The organism is Bacillus sp. jun7 (genome assembly GCF_051034795.1).
Lineage (GTDB): Bacteria > Bacillota > Bacilli > Bacillales > Bacillaceae > Bacillus > Bacillus velezensis.
This window is the reverse complement of the sequence record NZ_CP093219.1, coordinates 2,131,631-2,150,708: the sequence shown is the minus strand read 5'-3', so window position 1 is coordinate 2,150,708 and position 19,078 is coordinate 2,131,631. Positions and strand designations below refer to the sequence as shown.

The 19,078-nt window shown below is 48.3% G+C and carries 18 protein-coding genes and 1 other annotated feature; of the genes, 12 read left to right on the top strand and 6 right to left on the bottom strand.

The window, feature by feature from the left end:
- Nucleotides 1-35: 35 nt before the first annotated feature.
- The 7 genes from MJQ52_RS10240 to MJQ52_RS10210 all read left to right on the top strand — a co-directional run bounded on the left by MJQ52_RS10240 (nucleotide 36) and on the right by MJQ52_RS10210 (nucleotide 6,032).
- Nucleotides 36-1,106, top strand: a complete 1,071-nt coding sequence (locus MJQ52_RS10240) for an iron-containing alcohol dehydrogenase family protein (RefSeq protein ID WP_146283859.1) — start codon at nucleotides 36-38, stop codon at nucleotides 1,104-1,106.
- 81 nt (nucleotides 1,107-1,187) lie between these two features.
- The gene (gene purT / locus MJQ52_RS10235; protein WP_017419324.1) at nucleotides 1,188-2,342 is read left to right on the top strand and encodes a phosphoribosylglycinamide formyltransferase 2; all 1,155 of its coding nucleotides are present in this window, start codon (nucleotides 1,188-1,190) and stop codon (nucleotides 2,340-2,342) included.
- A 476-nt stretch (nucleotides 2,343-2,818) separates the two neighbouring features.
- Nucleotides 2,819-3,352, top strand: coding sequence for a CDP-diacylglycerol--serine O-phosphatidyltransferase (gene pssA, locus MJQ52_RS10230; RefSeq protein ID WP_003156712.1), 534 nt, complete (start codon nucleotides 2,819-2,821; stop codon nucleotides 3,350-3,352).
- Nucleotides 3,343-3,831, top strand: coding sequence for a DedA family protein (locus MJQ52_RS10225; protein WP_025650172.1), 489 nt, complete (start codon nucleotides 3,343-3,345; stop codon nucleotides 3,829-3,831). Before pssA ends, MJQ52_RS10225 begins: the two co-directional genes overlap by 10 nt.
- Complete coding sequence (locus MJQ52_RS10220; RefSeq protein ID WP_191073259.1) at nucleotides 3,824-4,639, top strand: phosphatidylserine decarboxylase; 816 nt, start codon at nucleotides 3,824-3,826, stop codon at nucleotides 4,637-4,639. The genes MJQ52_RS10225 and MJQ52_RS10220 overlap by 8 nt, the downstream gene beginning before the upstream one ends.
- 42 nt (nucleotides 4,640-4,681) lie before the next feature.
- Nucleotides 4,682-4,957, top strand: a complete 276-nt coding sequence (locus tag MJQ52_RS10215; protein ID WP_071181507.1) for a hypothetical protein — start codon at nucleotides 4,682-4,684, stop codon at nucleotides 4,955-4,957.
- 106 nt (nucleotides 4,958-5,063) lie between these two features.
- A complete protein-coding gene (locus tag MJQ52_RS10210) occupies nucleotides 5,064-6,032 on the top strand; it encodes a rhodanese-related sulfurtransferase (protein WP_025853808.1) in 969 nt (322 codons plus the stop codon).
- 36 nt (nucleotides 6,033-6,068) lie between these two features.
- Here the strand turns inward: MJQ52_RS10210 and gltP are convergent, their stop codons facing one another.
- Complete coding sequence (gene gltP / locus MJQ52_RS10205) at nucleotides 6,069-7,319, bottom strand: glutamate-aspartate/proton symporter GltP (RefSeq protein ID WP_007409006.1); 1,251 nt, start codon at nucleotides 7,317-7,319, stop codon at nucleotides 6,069-6,071.
- Between the two features lie 370 nt (nucleotides 7,320-7,689).
- Here gltP and MJQ52_RS10200 point away from each other — a divergent pair, with 370 nt between their 5' ends.
- Nucleotides 7,690-8,757 carry a branched-chain amino acid aminotransferase gene (locus tag MJQ52_RS10200; RefSeq protein WP_025853807.1) on the top strand — a complete coding sequence of 356 codons (1,068 nt, stop codon included), beginning with the start codon at nucleotides 7,690-7,692 and terminating at the stop codon, nucleotides 8,755-8,757.
- Between the two features lie 40 nt (nucleotides 8,758-8,797).
- On the opposite strand, the gene MJQ52_RS10195 is transcribed toward MJQ52_RS10200, so the two are convergent.
- The 4 genes from MJQ52_RS10195 to MJQ52_RS10180 form a co-directional block, all read right to left on the bottom strand.
- Nucleotides 8,798-10,201 carry an amino acid permease gene (locus MJQ52_RS10195; protein ID WP_161985653.1) on the bottom strand — a complete coding sequence of 468 codons (1,404 nt, stop codon included), beginning with the start codon at nucleotides 10,199-10,201 and terminating at the stop codon, nucleotides 8,798-8,800.
- Nucleotides 10,202-10,314: 113 nt separating this feature from the next.
- Nucleotides 10,315-11,262 (bottom strand): homocysteine S-methyltransferase, encoded by a 948-nt coding sequence (mmuM, locus tag MJQ52_RS10190; protein WP_094247277.1) that lies wholly within the window; start codon nucleotides 11,260-11,262, stop codon nucleotides 10,315-10,317.
- Nucleotides 11,263-11,377: 115 nt separating this feature from the next.
- Nucleotides 11,378-12,814 carry an alanine/glycine:cation symporter family protein gene (locus tag MJQ52_RS10185; protein WP_003156699.1) on the bottom strand — a complete coding sequence of 479 codons (1,437 nt, stop codon included), beginning with the start codon at nucleotides 12,812-12,814 and terminating at the stop codon, nucleotides 11,378-11,380.
- Nucleotides 12,815-12,838: 24 nt separating this feature from the next.
- Nucleotides 12,839-13,822 carry a glutaminase gene (locus MJQ52_RS10180; protein ID WP_070081313.1) on the bottom strand — a complete coding sequence of 328 codons (984 nt, stop codon included), beginning with the start codon at nucleotides 13,820-13,822 and terminating at the stop codon, nucleotides 12,839-12,841.
- Between the two features lie 243 nt (nucleotides 13,823-14,065).
- Between MJQ52_RS10180 and MJQ52_RS10175 the strand changes: the two genes are divergently transcribed.
- The 4 genes from MJQ52_RS10175 (at nucleotide 14,066) to MJQ52_RS10160 (ending at nucleotide 18,079) form a co-directional block, all read left to right on the top strand.
- The gene (locus MJQ52_RS10175) at nucleotides 14,066-15,358 is read left to right on the top strand and encodes a sensor histidine kinase (protein ID WP_094247276.1); all 1,293 of its coding nucleotides are present in this window, start codon (nucleotides 14,066-14,068) and stop codon (nucleotides 15,356-15,358) included.
- A gap of 1 nt (nucleotide 15,359) precedes the next feature.
- Nucleotides 15,360-16,307, top strand: coding sequence for a DNA-binding domain-containing protein (locus MJQ52_RS10170; protein ID WP_017419335.1), 948 nt, complete (start codon nucleotides 15,360-15,362; stop codon nucleotides 16,305-16,307).
- A 296-nt stretch (nucleotides 16,308-16,603) separates the two neighbouring features.
- On the top strand, nucleotides 16,604-17,527 hold the full coding sequence (locus MJQ52_RS10165; RefSeq protein WP_058906536.1) for a macrolide 2'-phosphotransferase: 924 nt from the start codon (nucleotides 16,604-16,606) through the stop codon (nucleotides 17,525-17,527).
- 48 nt (nucleotides 17,528-17,575) lie between these two features.
- Nucleotides 17,576-17,826, top strand: a binding site (T-box leader).
- Between the two features lie 88 nt (nucleotides 17,827-17,914).
- Entirely contained in the window at nucleotides 17,915-18,079 is a 165-nt protein-coding gene (locus MJQ52_RS10160) for a tryptophan RNA-binding attenuation protein (protein ID WP_071392177.1), read from the top strand.
- An 80-nt stretch (nucleotides 18,080-18,159) separates the two neighbouring features.
- Here the strand turns inward: MJQ52_RS10160 and MJQ52_RS10155 are convergent, their stop codons facing one another.
- Nucleotides 18,160-19,053, bottom strand: a complete 894-nt coding sequence (locus MJQ52_RS10155) for a cation diffusion facilitator family transporter (RefSeq protein ID WP_094247275.1) — start codon at nucleotides 19,051-19,053, stop codon at nucleotides 18,160-18,162.
- Nucleotides 19,054-19,078: the final 25 nt, after the last annotated feature.

The following is a 19,078-nucleotide window of genomic DNA, read 5'->3' as shown; positions in this document are numbered from 1 at the left end:
AATATATATAAATTCCAGCCAAAGGAGAGATTCGAATGAAGCCTGAAGATATCGTGCGAAGCGGCCCGAATCGGTACATATGCAAGGAAGGAATCGCAAAAGAACTTCCGGGGCTGCTGGAGACATTCAGAAAACCCGTTATTGTGACCGGAATCAAATCCTATCAGGCGTTCTCCGATTACGGCGGCGGTTCTTCCTGGGATGTGATTCAGCACAAAGGATACTGTTCACCTGAGGCGGTGCGTAAGGTCTGTGAGCAGGCGGAAGACGCGGATGTGATCATCGGTATCGGAGGCGGCACGATTTTGGATTTGGCAAAAGCGGCGGCAGACCGGCTTGATATTGAGGCTGTGATGGTTCCTTCCATTGCGGGGACGTGTGCGGCAAGTACGCCGTTGAGTGTCATATATGATGACAGCGGCAATTTTATCAGAGTTGATTATCACAAGCGTTCAAGCTATTTGACGCTTGTTGATCCGCTGTTTTTGCTTTCCTCTCCCATTGAATATATGAAAAGCGGGATCGGTGATACGCTGGCGAAATGGTATGAGGCCGAGGCGGTCATCAGAAATACGGAGGAGGCGCCGCCGCTGATGGCGCAGGCGGGGCTGAGACAGGCGGAATATATCCGTCATCTGTTATTGCGTTACAGTGAAGCCGCCGTCGTAAGCATGGAGAAAGGCGAGCTGTCCGTGCCGTTCATCCATACGGCGGAAACGATCATTATGCTTGCGGGAACGGTCGGCGGGTATGGCGGCCGTTTGTGCAGGATGGCAGGGGCGCATGCGGTCCACAACGGCCTCAGTTTTCTTCAGGAGACACATCAGGTGCTGCACGGCCAGAAGGTTGCTTACGGCATATTGGTGCAGCTCGCGCTTGAGAATCGGAGACATGAGATTGAAGAGCTGCTTCCGTTTTACCGCCGGCTCGGTTTCCCCGTCAGTCTCTGTGATCTCGGCATCCTTGACAACCATGAGGAAGCAAAGCGCCGCATCGCTTCTCACGCCTGCCGGGCGGAAGAATCGTTATGCTTAATGGGGCAATATTGCGAGAAGGACGTGTCAGCGGCGATTGAATCGCTCGAATCAGCACAAAAGACAGGATAGAGCTTGTAATCTGTCTTGTCTTTATTTTTTGAATATTTCCGTTATAATGAGTGGGGTATAGAAAGGGAGGGGCCAAAGGACATGTATCAGGCGAAGAAGATGTTGTTATTAGGATCAGGCGAGCTGGGGAAAGAAGTCGTCATTGAAGCGCAGCGGCTCGGGGTTGTCACTATAGCCGTTGACAGCTATGAGCATGCTCCCGCCATGCAGGCCGCGCACAAAAGCTATGTGATTGATATGCTTGATAAAGCGCAGGTCAGAGAAGTCATTGAGAAAGAAAAACCGGACTTGATCGTGCCGGAAGTGGAAGCCATTGCGACGGATGAGCTGCTGAAGCTTGAGGAAGAAGGGTTTCACGTCATTCCGAATGCGCGTGCGGCAAAGCTGACGATGGACCGTGAAGGCATCAGACGGCTTGCGGCAGAGACGCTTCATCTTCCGACTGCCGGCTATGAATTCGCGAATACATATGAAGAATTTAAAGAAGCGGCAGAAACAATCGGCTTTCCGTGCGTGGTAAAGCCGCTGATGAGCTCTTCCGGAAAAGGGCAAAGCGTGTGCCGCTCGGCTTCCGGGCTGAAAAGCTGCTGGGACATGGCAATGGAAGGCGGCCGGGTGAAAAACGGCCGGGTCATCGTTGAGGAATTCATTCCATTTGAGTCAGAAATCACTCTTTTGACAGTGCGCGCGGCGAACGGTACGTCCTTTTGCGCGCCGATCGGACATGAACAAAAAGACGGTGACTATATTGAATCATGGCAGCCTCATCATATGACGGAACAGCAGATTGAAGAGGCGAAACACATTGCGAAAAGCATAACGGATGAGCTCGGCGGATACGGTTTGTTCGGGGTGGAGCTTTTCCTTACTGAAGATAAAGTATATTTCAGCGAGGTGTCTCCCCGTCCGCATGATACGGGGCTCGTTACGCTTGTGACGCAAAATTTGTCAGAGTTTGCGCTGCATGTCCGCGCGATATTGGGATTCCCGATTCCGGAAATCACTCAGCTGTCGCCGGGGGCAAGCCGTCCGCTGAAGGCGCCAAAAGAGCTTGCTGATTATGCGGTTGAAGGTTTGGAGAAAGCTTTGGCGGTAAAAAGCACTCAGGTCCGCGTATTCGGTAAACCCGTCACGAAAGTCGGACGCCGTATGGCGGTTGCGCTTTCTGCAGCCGAGACCGTTGAAGAGGCCAGAGAAAGAGCGGCCGAAGCACTCAGTCATTTATCAATTACATAAAATGATCTTAAAAGGCGTTTTACCGTAATGGTAAGGCGCCTTTTTTGTTTGGACAGACTATATACTGGAAAACGGGGTTGTGAGATAATGTATGAGGCCGTTTTGTGCCGGTTTTTTAATTCTTGAAACTTTTTATGTCCACAATCGTTATATGTAATGTTCTCATTTGACGGAGAAGGAAATAACAATACATCATACGGCTTTTCATTCATCAAGAACGGACAATCCGGATCGCAGCATGGAATATTTAAGCAGGGTAATCCGGAATAGAGGAAACCATGATTGCTTACCTTAATATGAACGGCGAAAAAACAAAAATCACCAGATTAGATTGTTCAAATAACACCAAATGCTGTATAATAAAAGAATTTGAATGATAGCATCGAAAGAATTTCATTTTATGTTTCCTTAAAATGTATTCTTTATGCATACGCAGTCCGATTTGATATGGTTTTAATTGGAGGTTTGTGTAAACTGTGAATTATATACCTAGTATGATTACAATTGGAAATTTCATTTGCGGGCTCTTATCGATTCATTCCCTTTTGTATCATAATATACACTCTGCGGTGATCTTTATTTTCACCGGGATGTTCCTTGATTTTTTTGACGGTTTGGCCGCCCGTAAGCTGAACGCGGTATCGGAGATGGGAAGGGAGCTTGACTCTTTTGCTGATCTCGTGACGTTCGGCGTAGCGCCGTCCATGCTCGCTTACAGTGTTTCACTATATACGCTTCCGTTCATCGGAATTTTAATCGCGCTTTCCTACAGCATCTGCGGGATGATCCGTCTTTCCAGATTTAATATTGAACAAAGCAAGCTGCCGACGTTTATCGGGATGCCGATTCCGTTTGCGGGTATGTGTCTTGTCATTTTGAGCTTTATCAATAACGCTTTTCTTCTGGGGGCGGGAACGATCGCGCTCGGTTATTTAATGGTCAGCAATATTAAATTTCCGCACTTTAAAAAACAGGCGCCTGAAAACCTGGAGAGCAGAAGATGGAATTAGTTCAGCAATTAATATCCGATTACGGATATATCGCGATTTTTCTCATGCTGACACTCGGTATTATCGGATTGCCTATTCCGGATGAAGTCATGATGACGCTTGTGGGCTACTTCGCTCATATAAACGTGCTGAATTACGGGCTCTCCATTCTGATCAGCTTTATCGGAGCGCTCCTTGGGATGATTATCAGCTACTTCATCGGCAGAAAAGCCGGCCGCCCGTTTATTAATAAGTTCGGGAAATGGGTCGGCCTGAAGGAAAAGAGGATGGCGAAAGTAGACAGGTGGATGAAGAAGTACGGGCCGTACACCATTATTTTAGGTTATTTTATCCCCGGCATCAGACACGTGACCTGCTACTTTTCCGGAATCGGCAGAATGGAATTCAAAACCTACTTATGCTTCGCCGCCATCGGAGCGTTTTTATGGTGTTTTATTTTTATTACTATAGGAAAATTCATAGGAGTAATCAATGTTTAATACTGCCGCTAAAGTTCTTTACCGTTCATTGATTGAACTGACTAATAATCGATTGACGTCTTATCTCATTAAAAACTTCTGTGAATCGAAACTGAGCAAGCCGATGATTCCGCTGTTTTCCAAACACTATCGCATTAACTGGAATGAAACGGAACGCACGGCTTCTGACTTTGATTCACTGGCGTCATTTTTCATTCGTGATATTAATTTGAATCTCCGCCCCGTGGCAACAGAGAAGAACGCCATCGTCAGCCCGGTGGACGGCGTCGTTCAGACGGTGGGCATGATTAATCCCAATCAAACTTTCATGGTAAAAGGGAAGGATTATTCGTTCGCTGAACTGACGGGGTTTAAAAGCGCCGATCACAAGTATAACGGCGGGTGTTTTGCCGTGCTTTACCTGAGCCCGAGACATTACCACCGCTTCCATTCTCCCGTCAGCTGCACGTATCAAAAGCTGGCCGAGCTGGGGAAACGCTCCTATCCCGTTAATACGATGGGGTTAAAGTACGGGAAAGATGTGCTCTCAAAAAATTACCGTTATGTGTACGAGCTGACCCGTGCTGATCAGCAGATGCTCATGATTCCGGTAGGTGCGATGAATATTAACTCGATCGTTCAGACAAACACCGGAAACCGGCTTGAGACGGGGGAAGAGCTGGGCTATTTTTCATTTGGATCGACCGTTATTTTAGTATTCGAGAAAGATATGTTTACCCCTTCGGATAACCTGACTGAAGGCCGTGAATTACAGGTCGGTCAGATCATCGGTTATGCGGAGTCACAGGAGGAGGCGTCCGCTTTATAAAAGCTGCTCCTCTTTTTTATATGGTGTAAGGAAGTGAACTTTATGGAAGAAAAGGATTTGGGAAAGCTGATCGAACAGTACCGGCATACAGGCGATCAGCAAATTCTTGAAGCGGTGCGGGAAGCATGCCGGCCTGTTGTTGAGGCGCTCATCTCAGAACTGGCTGAAGACAGCGCGGATCTTCTGCGGGCAAAAGGCCGTGACCGTTTTCCGTTTATTATCGGCAAGTATCAGACCGCGGCCGGCCTTTCGCTTGAGACCTTTTTGCGCAATACGTATCGGTTTTATTTTCAGCAGGTTTTAAAAGGCGAAGCGTGACTGGAAGAAAGAGTACGGACGGAAATGTTCATCTTTCGCCCGTTTTCCTGTATGATATAGTATAGTGTGCGTGATCATTAATATAATTGAACAGGGTGTATAAATCATGGAAAAACAATATAGAGTTTTACTTTATTATAAATATGTAAAGATTGATGAGCCTGAAGAGTTCACGGCTCAGCATTTGAAGTTTTGTAAGGAGCTCGGTCTGTTAGGCCGTATTTTGATTTCTGAGGAAGGCATTAACGGCACGGTGTCCGGAACAGTTGAACAGACGGATCAATACATGAATGCGCTGAAAGCTGATCCGCGTTTTGCCGACATGCCGATCAAAATTGACGAGGCTGACGGCCATGCATTCCGCAAAATGTTTGTGCGCCATAAAAAAGAGCTGGTGACGCTTCGTCTCGAAGATGATGTTGATCCGAATGTCACGACGGGCAAGCATTTGAAACCGAAAGACTTTTATGAGCAAATGCAGGATCCTGACACGATCGTGATCGACGCCAGAAACGACTATGAGTATGACCTCGGTCATTTCCGCGGAGCGGTCAGACCTGATATTGAGGCGTTCCGTGAACTGCCGGACTGGATTGAAGAACACAAAGACATGCTTGAAGGCAAAAAAATCCTCACGTACTGCACAGGCGGCGTACGCTGTGAGAAATTTTCCGGCTGGCTGCTGAAGCAGGGCTTTGAAGACGTGTCCCAGCTTGACGGCGGTATCGTCACTTACGGTAAAGATCCTGAAGTGCAAGGGCAGCTGTGGGACGGACAGTGCTATGTGTTTGACGAAAGAATCAGCGTACCGGTCAACCGCGTAGAGCACGTTATCATCGGAAAAGATTATTTCACGGGCGAGCCGTGCGAGCGTTATGTGAACTGCGCAAATCCGGCATGTAATAAAAAAATGATCTGCACACCTGAGAATGAATACAAATACATGCGCAGCTGCAGTCACGAATGCCGTACGAACGAACGCAACATGTATGTGAAAGAGCACGAAATGACTCAGGAAGAAATCAATGAACGCCTTGCTTTGATTGAAAAAGAGGATCATGCGGCGATTGATTAATAGAAAAGACCACCAATGAGGTGGTCTTTTTTGTGTTTACATACTTTCTGTCCGTGCGGTCTGGTCTGCCGTGACAGGTCCTTTATATTTGAAAGCTTTTTCCCATTTGGATACGACGATGCAGGCGACCGCATGGCCGGGCACGTTGACACCGGTTCGCGCCATGTCCATGACGCGGTCGACACCGGCAATGATGGCGACGCCTTCCGCGGGGAGACCGACCGCATTCGCTGTCGCCAGAAGCACGACGAGTGAGCCTGACGGGACGGCGGCAATGCCTTTGCTTGTCATGACGAGCACAAGCATCATCAGAAGCTGCTGAGAAAGCGGCATCTCCACATGAAACGCCTGCGCCAGGAAAATACAGGACACCGATAAATAGAGGCTGGAGCCGTCACAGTTCAGCGATAAACCTGACGGAACCACAAAGGAGACGACCCGCTTCGGGCAGCCGTATTTCTCCATCCGATCCATCAGCTGAGGCAGAATGGTTTCTGTGCTTGTCGTGGAGAAAGCGATCAAAAACAGATCCCAAATCATTTTCAGCACTTCAAAGTACTTGATTTTAAAGATAAGCCCCACGATCGGAAACAGAACGAAGAGTATCAGGAACAGCCCGAGAAACACAGTGCCGATCAGCTTCAGCATCGGGAGCAGAAGCGCGATTCCGAATTGCCCGACGGAGGCGGCCATCAGGGCGAGAACGCCGATCGGAGCGGTGACCATCACCATCTGCGTCAGCTTGAACATAATATTTGCCGTGGATTCGAAGAAACTCATGACAGGTGCGGAGGCTTTGCCGATGCCGGCTGCGGCAACACCGAATAGGATTGCGAAAAAAATGACGGCGAGAAGATCATTTTTCGCCATAACGTCAATGATGTTAACGGGGATAATATCAAGAAGCATTTGTTTCAGATCGACTACTTTTTCCGTATAGCCGGAAAGCTCGTGAATGTCTTTTTTAGCAAGATGAGAGAGGTTAAGTCCGACTCCCGGCTTCAGCACGTTCGCCAATAACAGACCGAGCGCCAGAACGAGCGTCGTAATCACTTCAAACCAAATAATCGTTTTGATGCCGAGACTGCCCATTTTTTTCATACTGCCGCTGCCGGCGGCTCCGATAACAATGGTCGAAAACACGATCGGCACGACAATCATTTTAATCAGGCGGATAAATCCGTCTCCTACAGGCCGCAGCGCCATCCCGAAATCCGGGAAGAAATGGCCGATCAATGCTCCGATGGCTAAAGCGATCAAAATCTGGAATGCGATAAATTTTTTCAAGCGAATCCCCCTTTTACTTGCGCATTTCTTACGTAATTCGTGAAGCAGGCGGCAACCACCTTCCTCTCCGCCATAAATTTGTCACATTATTGACTGTGCGAAAGGAAGGATTGCTTTACATTATGTAAGCGCAATCATTGAATATGACAGAAAGTCCTCATTGAAAAAAATGAAGGAGCATAAGAATAAAGAAAGATTTCCGCTGAAAATATTAAAAATTTTGATAATTATCCTCTTATAAGTGGTATATTTGATATGATATGGTCAACTGCATTCTCATATATCTGTGCATACAAGATTCGGGACAGAAAAAACATGCAGCCCAGAGAAGACTGAAAATTTAAACAATTAGAAGAAAGGTGTGCTTTTGTTGAATCAACTGATTGAAAGACGTAAGGTCACAGCTAGAAAAGAAAAACCGGATTCCGCTTCATTGGGATTTGGCAAATACTTCACAGATTACATGTTTGTCATGGATTACGAAGAGGAGAGAGGGTGGCATGATCCGAGAATCACACCTTATGAACCGGTCCATCTGGATCCTTCCGCATCGGTTTTCCATTACGGGCAGGCCGTATTTGAAGGGCTGAAGGCTTACAGGTCAGAAGACGGACGGGTGTTGATGTTCCGTCCTGACCAAAATATAAAACGGCTGAATAAATCGTTACGGCGGATGAGCATGCCGCCTCTTGACGAGAAGCTGGCGCTGGAAGCATTGATACAATTGGTGGAGCTGGAGCAGGAATGGATACCGATAGAAAAAGGAACCTCTTTATATATCCGTCCGTTTGTAATTGCGACTGAGCCTTCTTTAGGCGTCCGGCCTTCCAAGCGTTATAAGTTCATGGTTGTTCTGACGCCGGTCGGTTCGTATTACGGCGATCAGCTGAAACCGATCCGTATTTATGTGGAAGATGAGTATGTGCGCGCCGTCACCGGCGGAGTGGGCGACGTCAAAACGTCCGGAAATTATGCGGCCAGCTTACAGGCTCAGCGGAAAGCCGAAGAACTGGGGTACGATCAGGTGCTTTGGCTCGACGGGGTGGAAAAGAAATATGCCGAAGAGGTAGGGAGTATGAATATCTTTTTCATCATAAACGGAGAGGCCGTAACGCCGGCGTTAAACGGAAGCATTCTCGGGGGCATCACACGCGCATCTGTGATAGAGCTGTTAAAAAGCTGGGGCATCCGTGTCAGAGAAGAACAGGTCGCCATTGATGACATCTATGAGGCTGCAATGAGAGGCGAGGTGTCAGAAGTATTCGGTACGGGAACCGCGGCCGTCATCTCGCCGGTCGGCGCGCTGCACATTCACGGCGAAACGATTGAGCTGAATAACGGTTTGATCGGTGAAGTGTCAGAAAAGCTCTATGAAACGATTGCCGGCATCCAAGTCGGGAAGGTGCGGGATTCGTTCAGATGGGTTGTTGAAGTATAAATGAAAAAAGAACCCCTGCGCTGCAGGGTTCTTTTTTGGATTATTGGGATTTTACGGCTTGCACGCGGGCTCTGCTTTTCCGGTTTTTCAAGTAATAAGCGGTGTAGCAAACGGCCATAAAGGCAATCCCGCAATAAAGGGCGATGGCCTGGTTCGGATCAAAAGCGATGCCGATACAGGAGGCGAGGCATAGGAGAAAGGCCGCTATCGGTACGGCCGGATATCCCGGCGTCCTGTATTTCAAGTCTGAAAGCTGGTGCCCTTCTTTAAGAAACCGTCTTCTGAACAAAAATTGCGATGCGGCGATGCTCATCCACACAGCCACTACCGCAAATCCTGAGACGGAGACGAGAACAAGATAGACTGTATCCGCTGCAAATACGCTTGACAACAATGACAGAATGCCGCCGATCATACTGAAGATCAGAGCATTAAAAGGAATGCCTTTAGAGGTCAGCCTGGCAAAGGCGGGATGAAGCTCCCCTTCTTTAGACAGGGACCACAGCATACGTGATGACGCGTACAGCCCTGAATTGGCCGCGGACAGAAGCGCCGTTAAAATGACGAAATTCATCAGATCGGCCGCATAAGGCACGCCGACTCTGTCAAATACCGTGACAAACGGGCTTTCAATCACACCGGCTTCCTTGATGGAGATCATCCCTGACAGCACAAAAATCGTTCCGATAAAGAAAAGCGCCAGCCGCCAGACTGTGGTCTTAATGGCGCGCGGAACGGTTTTTTCCGGATCGGCGCTTTCCCCGGCGGCGATTCCGATCAACTCCGTCCCTGAAAAAGCAAAGTTTACTGAAAGCATCGTCATCAGTATTGGGAAAAAACCATTTGGAAAAAGGCTGCCGCCATCCGTAAAGTTCGACAGCATAGGTGCGGCCTCACCGCTTTTCATCGGGACGAGGCCGAACATCGCCGCTCCGCCCAATAAAATAAACAGTAAGATGGCTAAGACTTTAATGCTTGAGAACCAAAACTCCGATTCAGCAAAAAATTTCACGGAGAAGGCGTTTAATAAAAAGATGAAAAGAGCGAATACCGCACTCCACATCCAAACTGAAGTATGCGGGAACCAGCGCTGCATGAAGAGCCCGGCCGCCGTGAATTCAGAGCCCAGCGCCACCGCCCACGTCAGCCAGTACAGCCATGCGACCGTAAAGCCCGTCGCGGGCCCGATATAGGTCTTCGCATAGGTGTGGAATGCGCCCGTCACCGGCATGGCCACTGACAGTTCACCGAGGCAAAGCATGACAAGATAGACGATGCCCGCGCCCAAAAGGTAAGCGAAAATGGTGCCCGCCGGACCCGCCTGATGAATGGTATACCCAGAGCTTAAAAACAGCCCCGTTCCGATCACACCTCCGAGTGATAGCATAAAGAGGTGTCTGCTTTTCATACTTCTCTGAAAATTCGTCTCGTTCTTGTTGTTCATTGTTTTCCAACTTTCTGCGAGGGCCGTTCTAATAAAAAATCTCATGCCGGCGAACGGCACGAGATTCCGGCGAACCGGCTTTTTGAATAGAATATACAAACTATTCCGATTAGTCAAGTTGTTTTTAAGGTCTTGGCCCAATCGGCAATGGCTTGGATGTCCGCGGGTTTCGTCCGGCAGCAGCCTCCGATCAGGCTCACGCCGTTTTCGTACCAGCTTTGCGCGCTTTTTCCGAAATGGTTTTCGCACGCTGCGCCTTTCCAGGTTTTTGTCACCGGGTCATATTGTTCACCGGAGTTCGGATAGGCGATAATCGGTTTGGATGCTGCCCGTTTGATTTCTTCTATCAGCGGCGGAATATGTTCGATCGGTGTGCAGTTGATGCCGATCGCTGCGATTTGGCTGCAGGAGTCAAGCAGGGACGCGCATTCGGAAATAGGCGTGCCTTCGCTGATATGCCGTCCGTCTTTAGCGCTGAAGCTGATCCATGCATAAGTGCCGGGGAATTCCTCCAGCAGCCTTGTGATCGCTTTTGCTTCTGACAGGCACGGAATGGTCTCACAGGCCAAAAGATCGGCACCGTATTCTATGAGGGCTTTCATCCGGGGGCGGTGAAAGCTGATCAGCTCATCTTCCGTCAGTCCGTAATGCCCGCGATATTCAGAGCCGTCAGCGAGGCTAGCGCCGTAAGGTCCGATAGAAGCGGCGACCAAAGGTTTGGGCCGGTGTAAACGGTTTTCTTCATGCGCCCAAAATTCATCGCGTGCTTGTGCGGCAAGTTCAACAGATGTCTGAATGAGACGTATCGCCTCGGTTTCCGGGATGCCGTGCGCTGCAAATCCTTCAATTGTCGATTGATAACTGGCGGTGATCGCGCAATCAGCGCCGGCGGCAAAATATTCTGCATGCACCTGTTTGATCAGTTCGGGTCTCTCCAAAAGAATTTTGGCCGACCACAGATCGTCATGTAAATCACAGCCCATCCGCTCAAGCTCGGTTGCCATCGCGCCGTCTATGATCATAACCGGGTATTCATTTAATATTTGTGTAATGGGATTCATAGGCCTTCCTTTCTGACTTTACTGAAAATATATAAAAAGGGTAATGGACGCTATTCTCTTTGTCAATGAACCGGCGGAAAAAAGGTGTTCAGGACGCTGCCCGAACACCTTTTGTTTAGGAAATGTGTTTGCCTTTCGCGCTTTTCGCGATATCTGAATACTCCCAGCATTCGATCCCGTCATCATCAGGGAGCACATCTCTGTAAAAGACGGGGTCCTTTCCGGCTTTCTTTTGCCGGGCATAATCGCTCAAAGCGGCAAACGCTTTTTTCGACAGAAGGAAAATCGCGATTAAGTTCACGACCACCATTAAGCCCATGAACAAGTCAGCCATATCCCACACAAGCTGGACTTTGGAAATACAGCCGAACAGTACCATTCCGAGCACGCAGATGCGGTAAATGAACAGCCATTTTTTGTTCTGGCTTAAAAATCCGATATTGGTTTCTCCGTAATAATAGTTGCCCATCAGAGCGCTGAAGCCGAACAAAAGCATTAAGACGGCAAGGAAACCTGACGCCCACGCGCCGACATGATCGCTCAAGGCAGCCTGAGAAAGCGCGATGCCGCTCAGTCCCGGCTGGTGATAAGCGTCTGAAAATAAAATGATAAGCGCCGTGCTTGTACAAATGACGAGCGTATCCGTCAGGACGCCGAATGCCTGAATGAGCCCCTGTTTCACCGGGTGGCTCGTCGTAGCTGTCGCCGCCGCGTTCGGAGCGCTTCCCATACCCGCTTCATTTGAGAAAATCCCGCGTCTTACACCTTGCATCAAGGCCGCACCTAAAGCGCCGCCCGCTGCCTGATCAATGCCGAACGCATTTTTTACGATTAGCGACAGAACGCCGGGCAATTGGGTGATGTTCGTCAGAATGACAAAGAAAGCGACACCGATATATAAAACGGCCAAGACGACTACGATGTATTCCGCCATTTTCGCAATTCGTTTGACGCCGCCGAAGATTACGCCGCCGAAAACCAAGATTAAAATAATGCCCAATGTAAGCCGGCTGGTGCCGAATGCGTTTTGAAAGGCGACGCTGATCGTATTGGATTGAACGGAATTAAAAACAACCCCGAATGACAGTGTGATTAATACGGCGAACAGCGCGCCCATCCAGCGTTTCTTCAGGCCTTTTTCCATGTAATAGGCCGGGCCGCCGCGGAATCCGTTTTGATCTTTTACTTTATAAATTTGGGCCAGCGTGCTTTCAACAAAGCTTGAAGCCGAACCGATGACTGCGATAATCCACATCCAGAAAATAGCGCCCGGACCGCCGAGTGCGATCGCAATGGCGATTCCGGTAATATTCCCTGTTCCGACACGCGCCGCCATACTGATGCAAAATGCCTGAAACGGGGAAATGCTGTTTTTTGTCCGGGCGGCCGCGCCTTCCTTCAAAACCCGGATCATTTCCTTCAGCATGCGGACTTGCAGACCCTTTGATCTGAACGTAAAAAACAGTCCCAGAGAAAGAAGCAGTACGATTAACAGTTTTGACCATAAAAAATCATTTGCCGAGCCGATTACATTTTCAAGGAATTCCTGCATCCAATCACCTCTTGGTTCGTTTGATTAAAAAATACTGAGCTCCCACTCCTGTGCGATATGTTTCAGCAGCATGCCGCCGGTCAGGCTGTTGCCGTATTCATCAATGGCCGGACCGTAAATGCCGATGCCGCAGCCGTTATGAAAAGGCTGCTCTCTTCTGGCGCTTGGGGGAACCAATGCCATGATGCCGCCGGATACCCCGCTTTTGGCCGGGACGCCGACGAAAGCCGCATATTTGCCTGACGCATTGTACATCCCGCACGTCAGCATCAGGGCTTTGGCGAGTTTCGCGACATCTTTCGGAATGACCTGTTCCCGTCGGATCGGATGGTAGCCATCATGGGCAAGTATCAATCCGATTAAAGCGATGTCCTCGGTTGTACTCTCCATGGCACACTGCTTTAAATACACTTCAAGCGTTTCTTCCACATCCGCCTCGAGAAAGTTCGTTTCTTTTAAATAATAGGCGAGCGCTCGGTTCCGATGCGCGGTCTGCCATTCAGAACGGAAGACCTCCTCGTGAATGTGAGGCCGTTTCCCTATTAATTTTTCAAAAACGGAAAAGAGATATTCTAATTTATCATGCGCCGTTTCACCCGGAAGCAGCGAGGCGACGGTAATGGCGCCGGCATTGATCATCGGGTTGAAGGGCTTCCCGGGTTTATGGATTTCAAGCCGGATGATAGAATTAAACGCATCACCCGTCGGTTCCACGTCCACACGATCCAGCACGTAAGAAATGCCTCTGTTCATGCAGGCGGCAATAAAGCTGATGACTTTTGAGATGCTCTGCAATGTGAACGGGACATTCCATTCACCGGCATGAATCATTGAGCCATCCGGCTCTAATATGCAAATGCCCAGCTGAGAGTCGTTGATTTCTCCGAGGGCGGGTATATAATTTGCGCTTTTTCCATTGACGGAAAACGGTCGGTAATGCTCGACCCAATCTTGTAAAAGTGAAGCCAGTTCCTCTTTTTCAAGGCGCTCTCTGACCATATCTTTCATAACATTCCTCCTCTATTGCAAGCCTGTCCGAAGCGGAAACCGGTCTTGGAAAACGTTTTCAAAAATAGCGTGTTCCATGTTAATGTATAATGACATCTACAGAATCATACAAAATACGACAAAATCATTCTTAAAATAAGCCGATAGATTTATAAATCAGCCGGAGTGTCCCGCCATTCGGGTCTAAAGAAATTTGCGGACTGTATCGGTCTTGTTCAAAATAGACAGAAGAAGGAAGTGATTATGATCAGGCTCGACTATTTACTGAAAAAAGACGGCTATCTTTTCGCCCTTATGCTGATCACCGTGCCGCTGGCGGGGGAACTGAAATTTTACCCCCTGAATGAGGTATATCGGATCAGCTTCGGCGCCCCGGCTTTTTTCTTTTTTCTGCTGCTGCTTCGGCATGTGCCGGCGGTATTGTCAGGGCTGTTGACAGGTGCAGCCGTTGTGGCATTCCGAATCGGCCTGGCTTGCTGGGGAGGAGAGCATGCCGGATTTACGGCGGCTTTTTTCAGCCAATATCCCAGTTTCTTTTTTTACTTTACATATGCCTGTTTGTTTTATGTGCTGAAGGTCAGGCTTTTTTGGGATCGGCCGCTCATGATCGGGTTTCTCGGTTTTCTCATTGAAATGGCGTCCGATGCCGTTGAAATGACGGTTCAGTTTTCCGGCGGCAAGCAGATTATGATGCCGGACAAGCTGGCGGATATCGCGGTTATCGCTGTTTCTCACACATTTATTGTGCTGAGTTTTTTCAACGTGATGAAGCTGCACGAATCTCAGGTCAGGGAAAAACAAACGAGAAAGCAGCATGAGCACATGCTGATGATTGTATCTAACTTATATGAAGAAACGATTCATTTGAAAAAAACGTTAAAAACGACGGAGCATGTGACGAAAGAATCCTATCAGCTGTATCGGGAAATGAGCGGGAACGACCGGGATCTCGGGAGCCGAATGCTGCGCCTTGCGGGAGAAATTCATGAAGTGAAAAAAGACAATCAGCGAATATTCGCCGGCCTGTCGAAGCTGATTTCAAATGAGAGATTCCGGGATTACATGAATGCCGCCGATCTGGTCGGCCTCGTTATCCGCATCAATGAAAAATACGCCGAATCTTTAGGCAAAGACATTCAATTCAAAAGCGTGATTGAAGGAGAACACCCCGATTATCACGTCTTTACCGTCCTGTCGATCTTAAATAACCTGACCGCCAATGCCGTCGAAGCCATGGGTGACAGGGGTGAGATCCGCCTCGCGCTGCGCAGGGCTGAGGGGGAGATGGCCGAATTTGAGGCGGAAGATGACGGTCCCGGCATCCCGGAAAAAATCGGAGAGGTAATCTATGATCCCGGATTTACGTCCAAATACGATGAATTCGGCACACCTTCAACGGGCATTGGGCTTTCATACGTGAAGGAAATCGTAACCGAACTTGACGGAGACATTTCCTTTCATAACAAGCCAAAAGGCGTCATATTTACGATTAAGCTGCCGGTGAAGCATTTGATTGCAGAAAGGATGAACTCATAATATGCGTTTTTTTATAGCTGATGATGACCGGGCGATCCGTTCCATTTTAAAACAGATGATTGAGGACGAGGACTTAGGCGAAGTCGTCGGTGAGGCAGAGGACGGAAGCCAGATTGAAGGGCATTATCTCCATTTCAAACAAGTCGATATTTTATTAATTGATCTGCTGATGCCGGGTCGGGACGGGATTGAGACGATCCGGCATCTTCAGGGGTCGTACAACGGAAAAGCAGTGATGATATCGCAGGTGGAGGCAAAGGAAATGGTGGGAGAAGCTTATTCTCTCGGCATCGAATACTTTATCCATAAACCGATCAACAAAATCGAGATCGTCACCGTTTTGCGAAAAGTAAAAGAGCGGATTGAACTGGAAACGTCGATCGGCGACATCCAACACTCGTTAAGCCGTCTTATTCAGCGGAATGAGCCGAAAAAAAGCGGGCCAGGGAGTGTGCGCGAGAAATCAATCAAAGAAACAGGAAAATTTCTTTTATCGGAATTAGGCATCGTGGGAGAAAGCGGGGCGCATGACCTCATGGCCGTCCTTCACTATTTATTTGAGGATGAACAGGCGGAAAGAAACATCCCGTCTTTAAAGCAGATGTTTACAAACGCCGCCATCCGGAAGCTGGGGCCTGCGGCGGCACAAGCTGAGGTTAACAGAGAAATCAAAGCCTCGGAACAGCGGATCAGAAGGGCCGTCATTCATTCGTTAAACCATTTCGCCTCATTGGGCACAACTGATTTTTCAAACCCCAAATTTGAATATTACGCCTCGAAATTCTTTGATTTCCCCGCTGTCAGCAAGAGAATGAAAGAAATGCAGGCTAAGGAAACCGTGCCGCTTTCTCCGGTTAAAGTGAATATGAAAAAATTCATTCACGTCTTTTTTTTGGAGGCGAAAGATTTACGTGAAGGATCAAAATTTGTCAGCGGAGGCAGCCGGTAAGCTGATAAATAGGGTTTACGTATATAAGGTTTTTGTGTAAAATAATGTTAACTAAGAAGGAACGGAGGGATCCTGATGGCTGATCAAATTCCGGTTTTCGCACTAATGAAATAGTGTCAAAGTCTCTGCCTTGAGCGCGGAGGAAACCGGGATTGTCTGCCTGAATAAGGAACCTGACAGTAATAGTGAGGGGGCGGCGATTATGCCGCCCTCTTTTTGGCGTCTTCACACATCTCTTTCTCCTCCGCCTAAAGGCGAAGCTCTGTGTCAGTCAATAAGGGAAATGGGGAAACAAGATGACAAAAAAACAAAGGGAAATAGAATCCGTTTTGAACATCGCAAAGGAAAATGGCTTACGGTTAAAATATGAAGGGGCGGACATAAATGAAACGGGTATGGACTTCCAAGTCGTATTTGCTGAAGATGACAACGGCGTGACATGGGTGCTCCGAAAGCCGCGCCGTCCCGATGTTATCGAAAGAGCGGCTGCAGAAAGCGATGTTCTCGCGTTTCTCCGCAGCCATGCCACGGTATCAGTCCCCGATTGGCGGATTCATACACCGGAACTGATCGCTTATCCGAAACTGGACGGAATACCGGCTGCCGCAATTGATCTGGATAAGAAACAGTATGTCTGGAATATGGAACACGAGCCGCCTTCAGACGGTTTTGTCGGCTCGCTTGCCGCAGCATTAGCCGGGCTGCACGGGGCAGACCCGGATGCGGCCTCCAGATCCGGAATTGAAATTATAAAACCGGATGACGTCAGGCAAAGGGCGGCGGAATCAATGGATCATATAAAAAAAGAAATCGGGGTTTCAGAACAGCTTTGGAAAAGATGGCAAACGTGGATAAATGACAGCTCGTACTGGCCTGATTTTTCCGCGCTGATCCATGGCGACTTGCATCCTCCGCATATTTTGATCGGCGAAAATCAGCGTGTGACGGGTCTCCTCGATTGGACGGAGGCAAAGGTTGCCGATCCGGCCAAGGATTTTGTCCTTTATCAAGTGATATTAGGAGAAAAAGAAACAAAACGGCTGATGAAGAGCTACGAAGCTGAGGGCGGGCGCGTCTGGCCGAAAATGCAGGAGCATGTGACAGAATGGCAGGCCGCTTACCCTGTGGAAACGGCGAAGTTCGCGCTTCAGACGGGGCAAGAGGAGCATATGCAAATGGCGCGGGACATGCTCGGCCTGTCCGATCCGAAAGGTTATTGACTTCCGCCGGATGACAGCGTATGATACATTTTAAAATCATAGAACGGATGAACAATGCTGAGGAAGAGTAAGTACGCATCAGCGCGCGGGGTTCAGAGAGTCGGTGGCCGCTGTGAACCGATCCCCGTCCGGTGCCGAATGGGCTTCTGAATTGCTGCGCTGAAATGACAGTAGGCGGTGCCGGGATTCTTTCCCCGTTATCAAGAAAGGTGTATTGAAACCCTGAGTTTCTGTACTTTTTGAGAGAATGGCTCTTCAGCCGTTAATAAAGGTGGCACCGCGAAAACCTCGTCCTTTGATGGACGGGGTTTTTTTGCGTTGTTAAGGAGGTGATGACCATGGAAAGTGACTGGAGACGGACAGACAATCAAAAAAGGAGGGATATTCATGGTGATCGCAACCGACGATCTTGAGCTCACGTGTCCGCATTGTGAAGGAACCGGCGAGGAGAAAGAAGGTGTGCCCTGTCCGAAGTGCGGCGCGAAGGGCGTCATATTGACCGCTCAAGGAAACACGCTGCTGCATTTTATCAGAAAGCATATGGATCAGTGAAATCAAACGAATATGTAAAGAAACAGCACAAAACAAAAAAGCTTGTAGAAAAAACATCGTTTTCTCTACAAGCTGCTTTTTCATTCTTCAAAATAAGGATTCACATGGATGAGCACTTCTTCAACATCTGAAAAGTGTCTTTTGATTTCATTTCGGATTTCCCGGGCTATATCGTGTCCCTGCTTAATCGTCAAATCATGATCCAAAGATAACCGGACATCAAGCAATTTATAGTGGCCGTGTTCTCTTGCTCGGATTTTATCGAGCCGTTTGACTTGAGGACAATGCAAAATAACCGATTTATATTCCTCTATCAGTTCGGGATCAACACTTTTTTCCATGAGAACGTCAACAGACGGCCTGATTAATCCCATTGAAATCTTAAAAATGAGGTACGCCACGATGACACTGGCAATTGCATCGGCGTACAACAGATAGGACCATCCGCGTGTGTTCCCGATAATCGCCAATAGGACGCCGATAAAAGCGGCAAGAGAGGCAACGATATCGCCTTTATGATCGTATGCAATCGCTATAATCGCTTTACTGTTCCATTTTTCCCCTTGTTTGATCGAATAACGATATAAGATCTGCTTAGCCGCGTAGGATATCAGAGCCGCAAACAATGCGCTGTATTGCGGGATGCTTGGACCTTCAACAAAGGACGAAATCGCTTCTATCAGAATATACACGGAAACGAGCACTAATATGATTCCTACAATCGCTTCGCTGATGACCTCAGCTTTGCCATGCCCAAAAGGATGGTCTTGATCGGGCGGCTTATTAGAAATGCCGATGACGGCCAGGACAGCAATTGAAGCCACGACATCCGCTGCAGAATGTATACCGTCGGCAAAAACTGCTTCACTATCGCCTATCAGTCCAAAAAAGATCTTTCCTGCCATTAAGATCAGATTGGCTATCAATGCAATCAAAGCAACTTTTTTGCTTATTTGTTCTCTTTCACTTGTCATTTTTTCCTCCTATAAAACTGCACAA

Coding starts and splice junctions, on each gene's coding strand:
- MJQ52_RS10240 (WP_146283859.1), top strand. CDS start 36: ATGAAGCCTGAAGATATCGTGCGAAGCGGCCCGAATCGGTACATATGC.
- purT (WP_017419324.1), top strand. CDS start 1,188: ATGTATCAGGCGAAGAAGATGTTGTTATTAGGATCAGGCGAGCTGGGG.
- MJQ52_RS10225 (WP_025650172.1), top strand. CDS start 3,343: ATGGAATTAGTTCAGCAATTAATATCCGATTACGGATATATCGCGATT.
- MJQ52_RS10220 (WP_191073259.1), top strand. CDS start 3,824: ATGTTTAATACTGCCGCTAAAGTTCTTTACCGTTCATTGATTGAACTG.
- MJQ52_RS10215 (WP_071181507.1), top strand. CDS start 4,682: ATGGAAGAAAAGGATTTGGGAAAGCTGATCGAACAGTACCGGCATACA.
- MJQ52_RS10210 (WP_025853808.1), top strand. CDS start 5,064: ATGGAAAAACAATATAGAGTTTTACTTTATTATAAATATGTAAAGATT.
- MJQ52_RS10195 (WP_161985653.1), bottom strand. CDS start 10,201: ATGAACAACAAGAACGAGACGAATTTTCAGAGAAGTATGAAAAGCAGA.
- mmuM (WP_094247277.1), bottom strand. CDS start 11,262: ATGAATCCCATTACACAAATATTAAATGAATACCCGGTTATGATCATA.
- MJQ52_RS10185 (WP_003156699.1), bottom strand. CDS start 12,814: ATGCAGGAATTCCTTGAAAATGTAATCGGCTCGGCAAATGATTTTTTA.
- MJQ52_RS10180 (WP_070081313.1), bottom strand. CDS start 13,822: ATGAAAGATATGGTCAGAGAGCGCCTTGAAAAAGAGGAACTGGCTTCA.
- MJQ52_RS10175 (WP_094247276.1), top strand. CDS start 14,066: ATGATCAGGCTCGACTATTTACTGAAAAAAGACGGCTATCTTTTCGCC.
- MJQ52_RS10170 (WP_017419335.1), top strand. CDS start 15,360: ATGCGTTTTTTTATAGCTGATGATGACCGGGCGATCCGTTCCATTTTA.
- MJQ52_RS10165 (WP_058906536.1), top strand. CDS start 16,604: ATGACAAAAAAACAAAGGGAAATAGAATCCGTTTTGAACATCGCAAAG.
- MJQ52_RS10160 (WP_071392177.1), top strand. CDS start 17,915: ATGGTGATCGCAACCGACGATCTTGAGCTCACGTGTCCGCATTGTGAA.
- MJQ52_RS10155 (WP_094247275.1), bottom strand. CDS start 19,053: ATGACAAGTGAAAGAGAACAAATAAGCAAAAAAGTTGCTTTGATTGCA.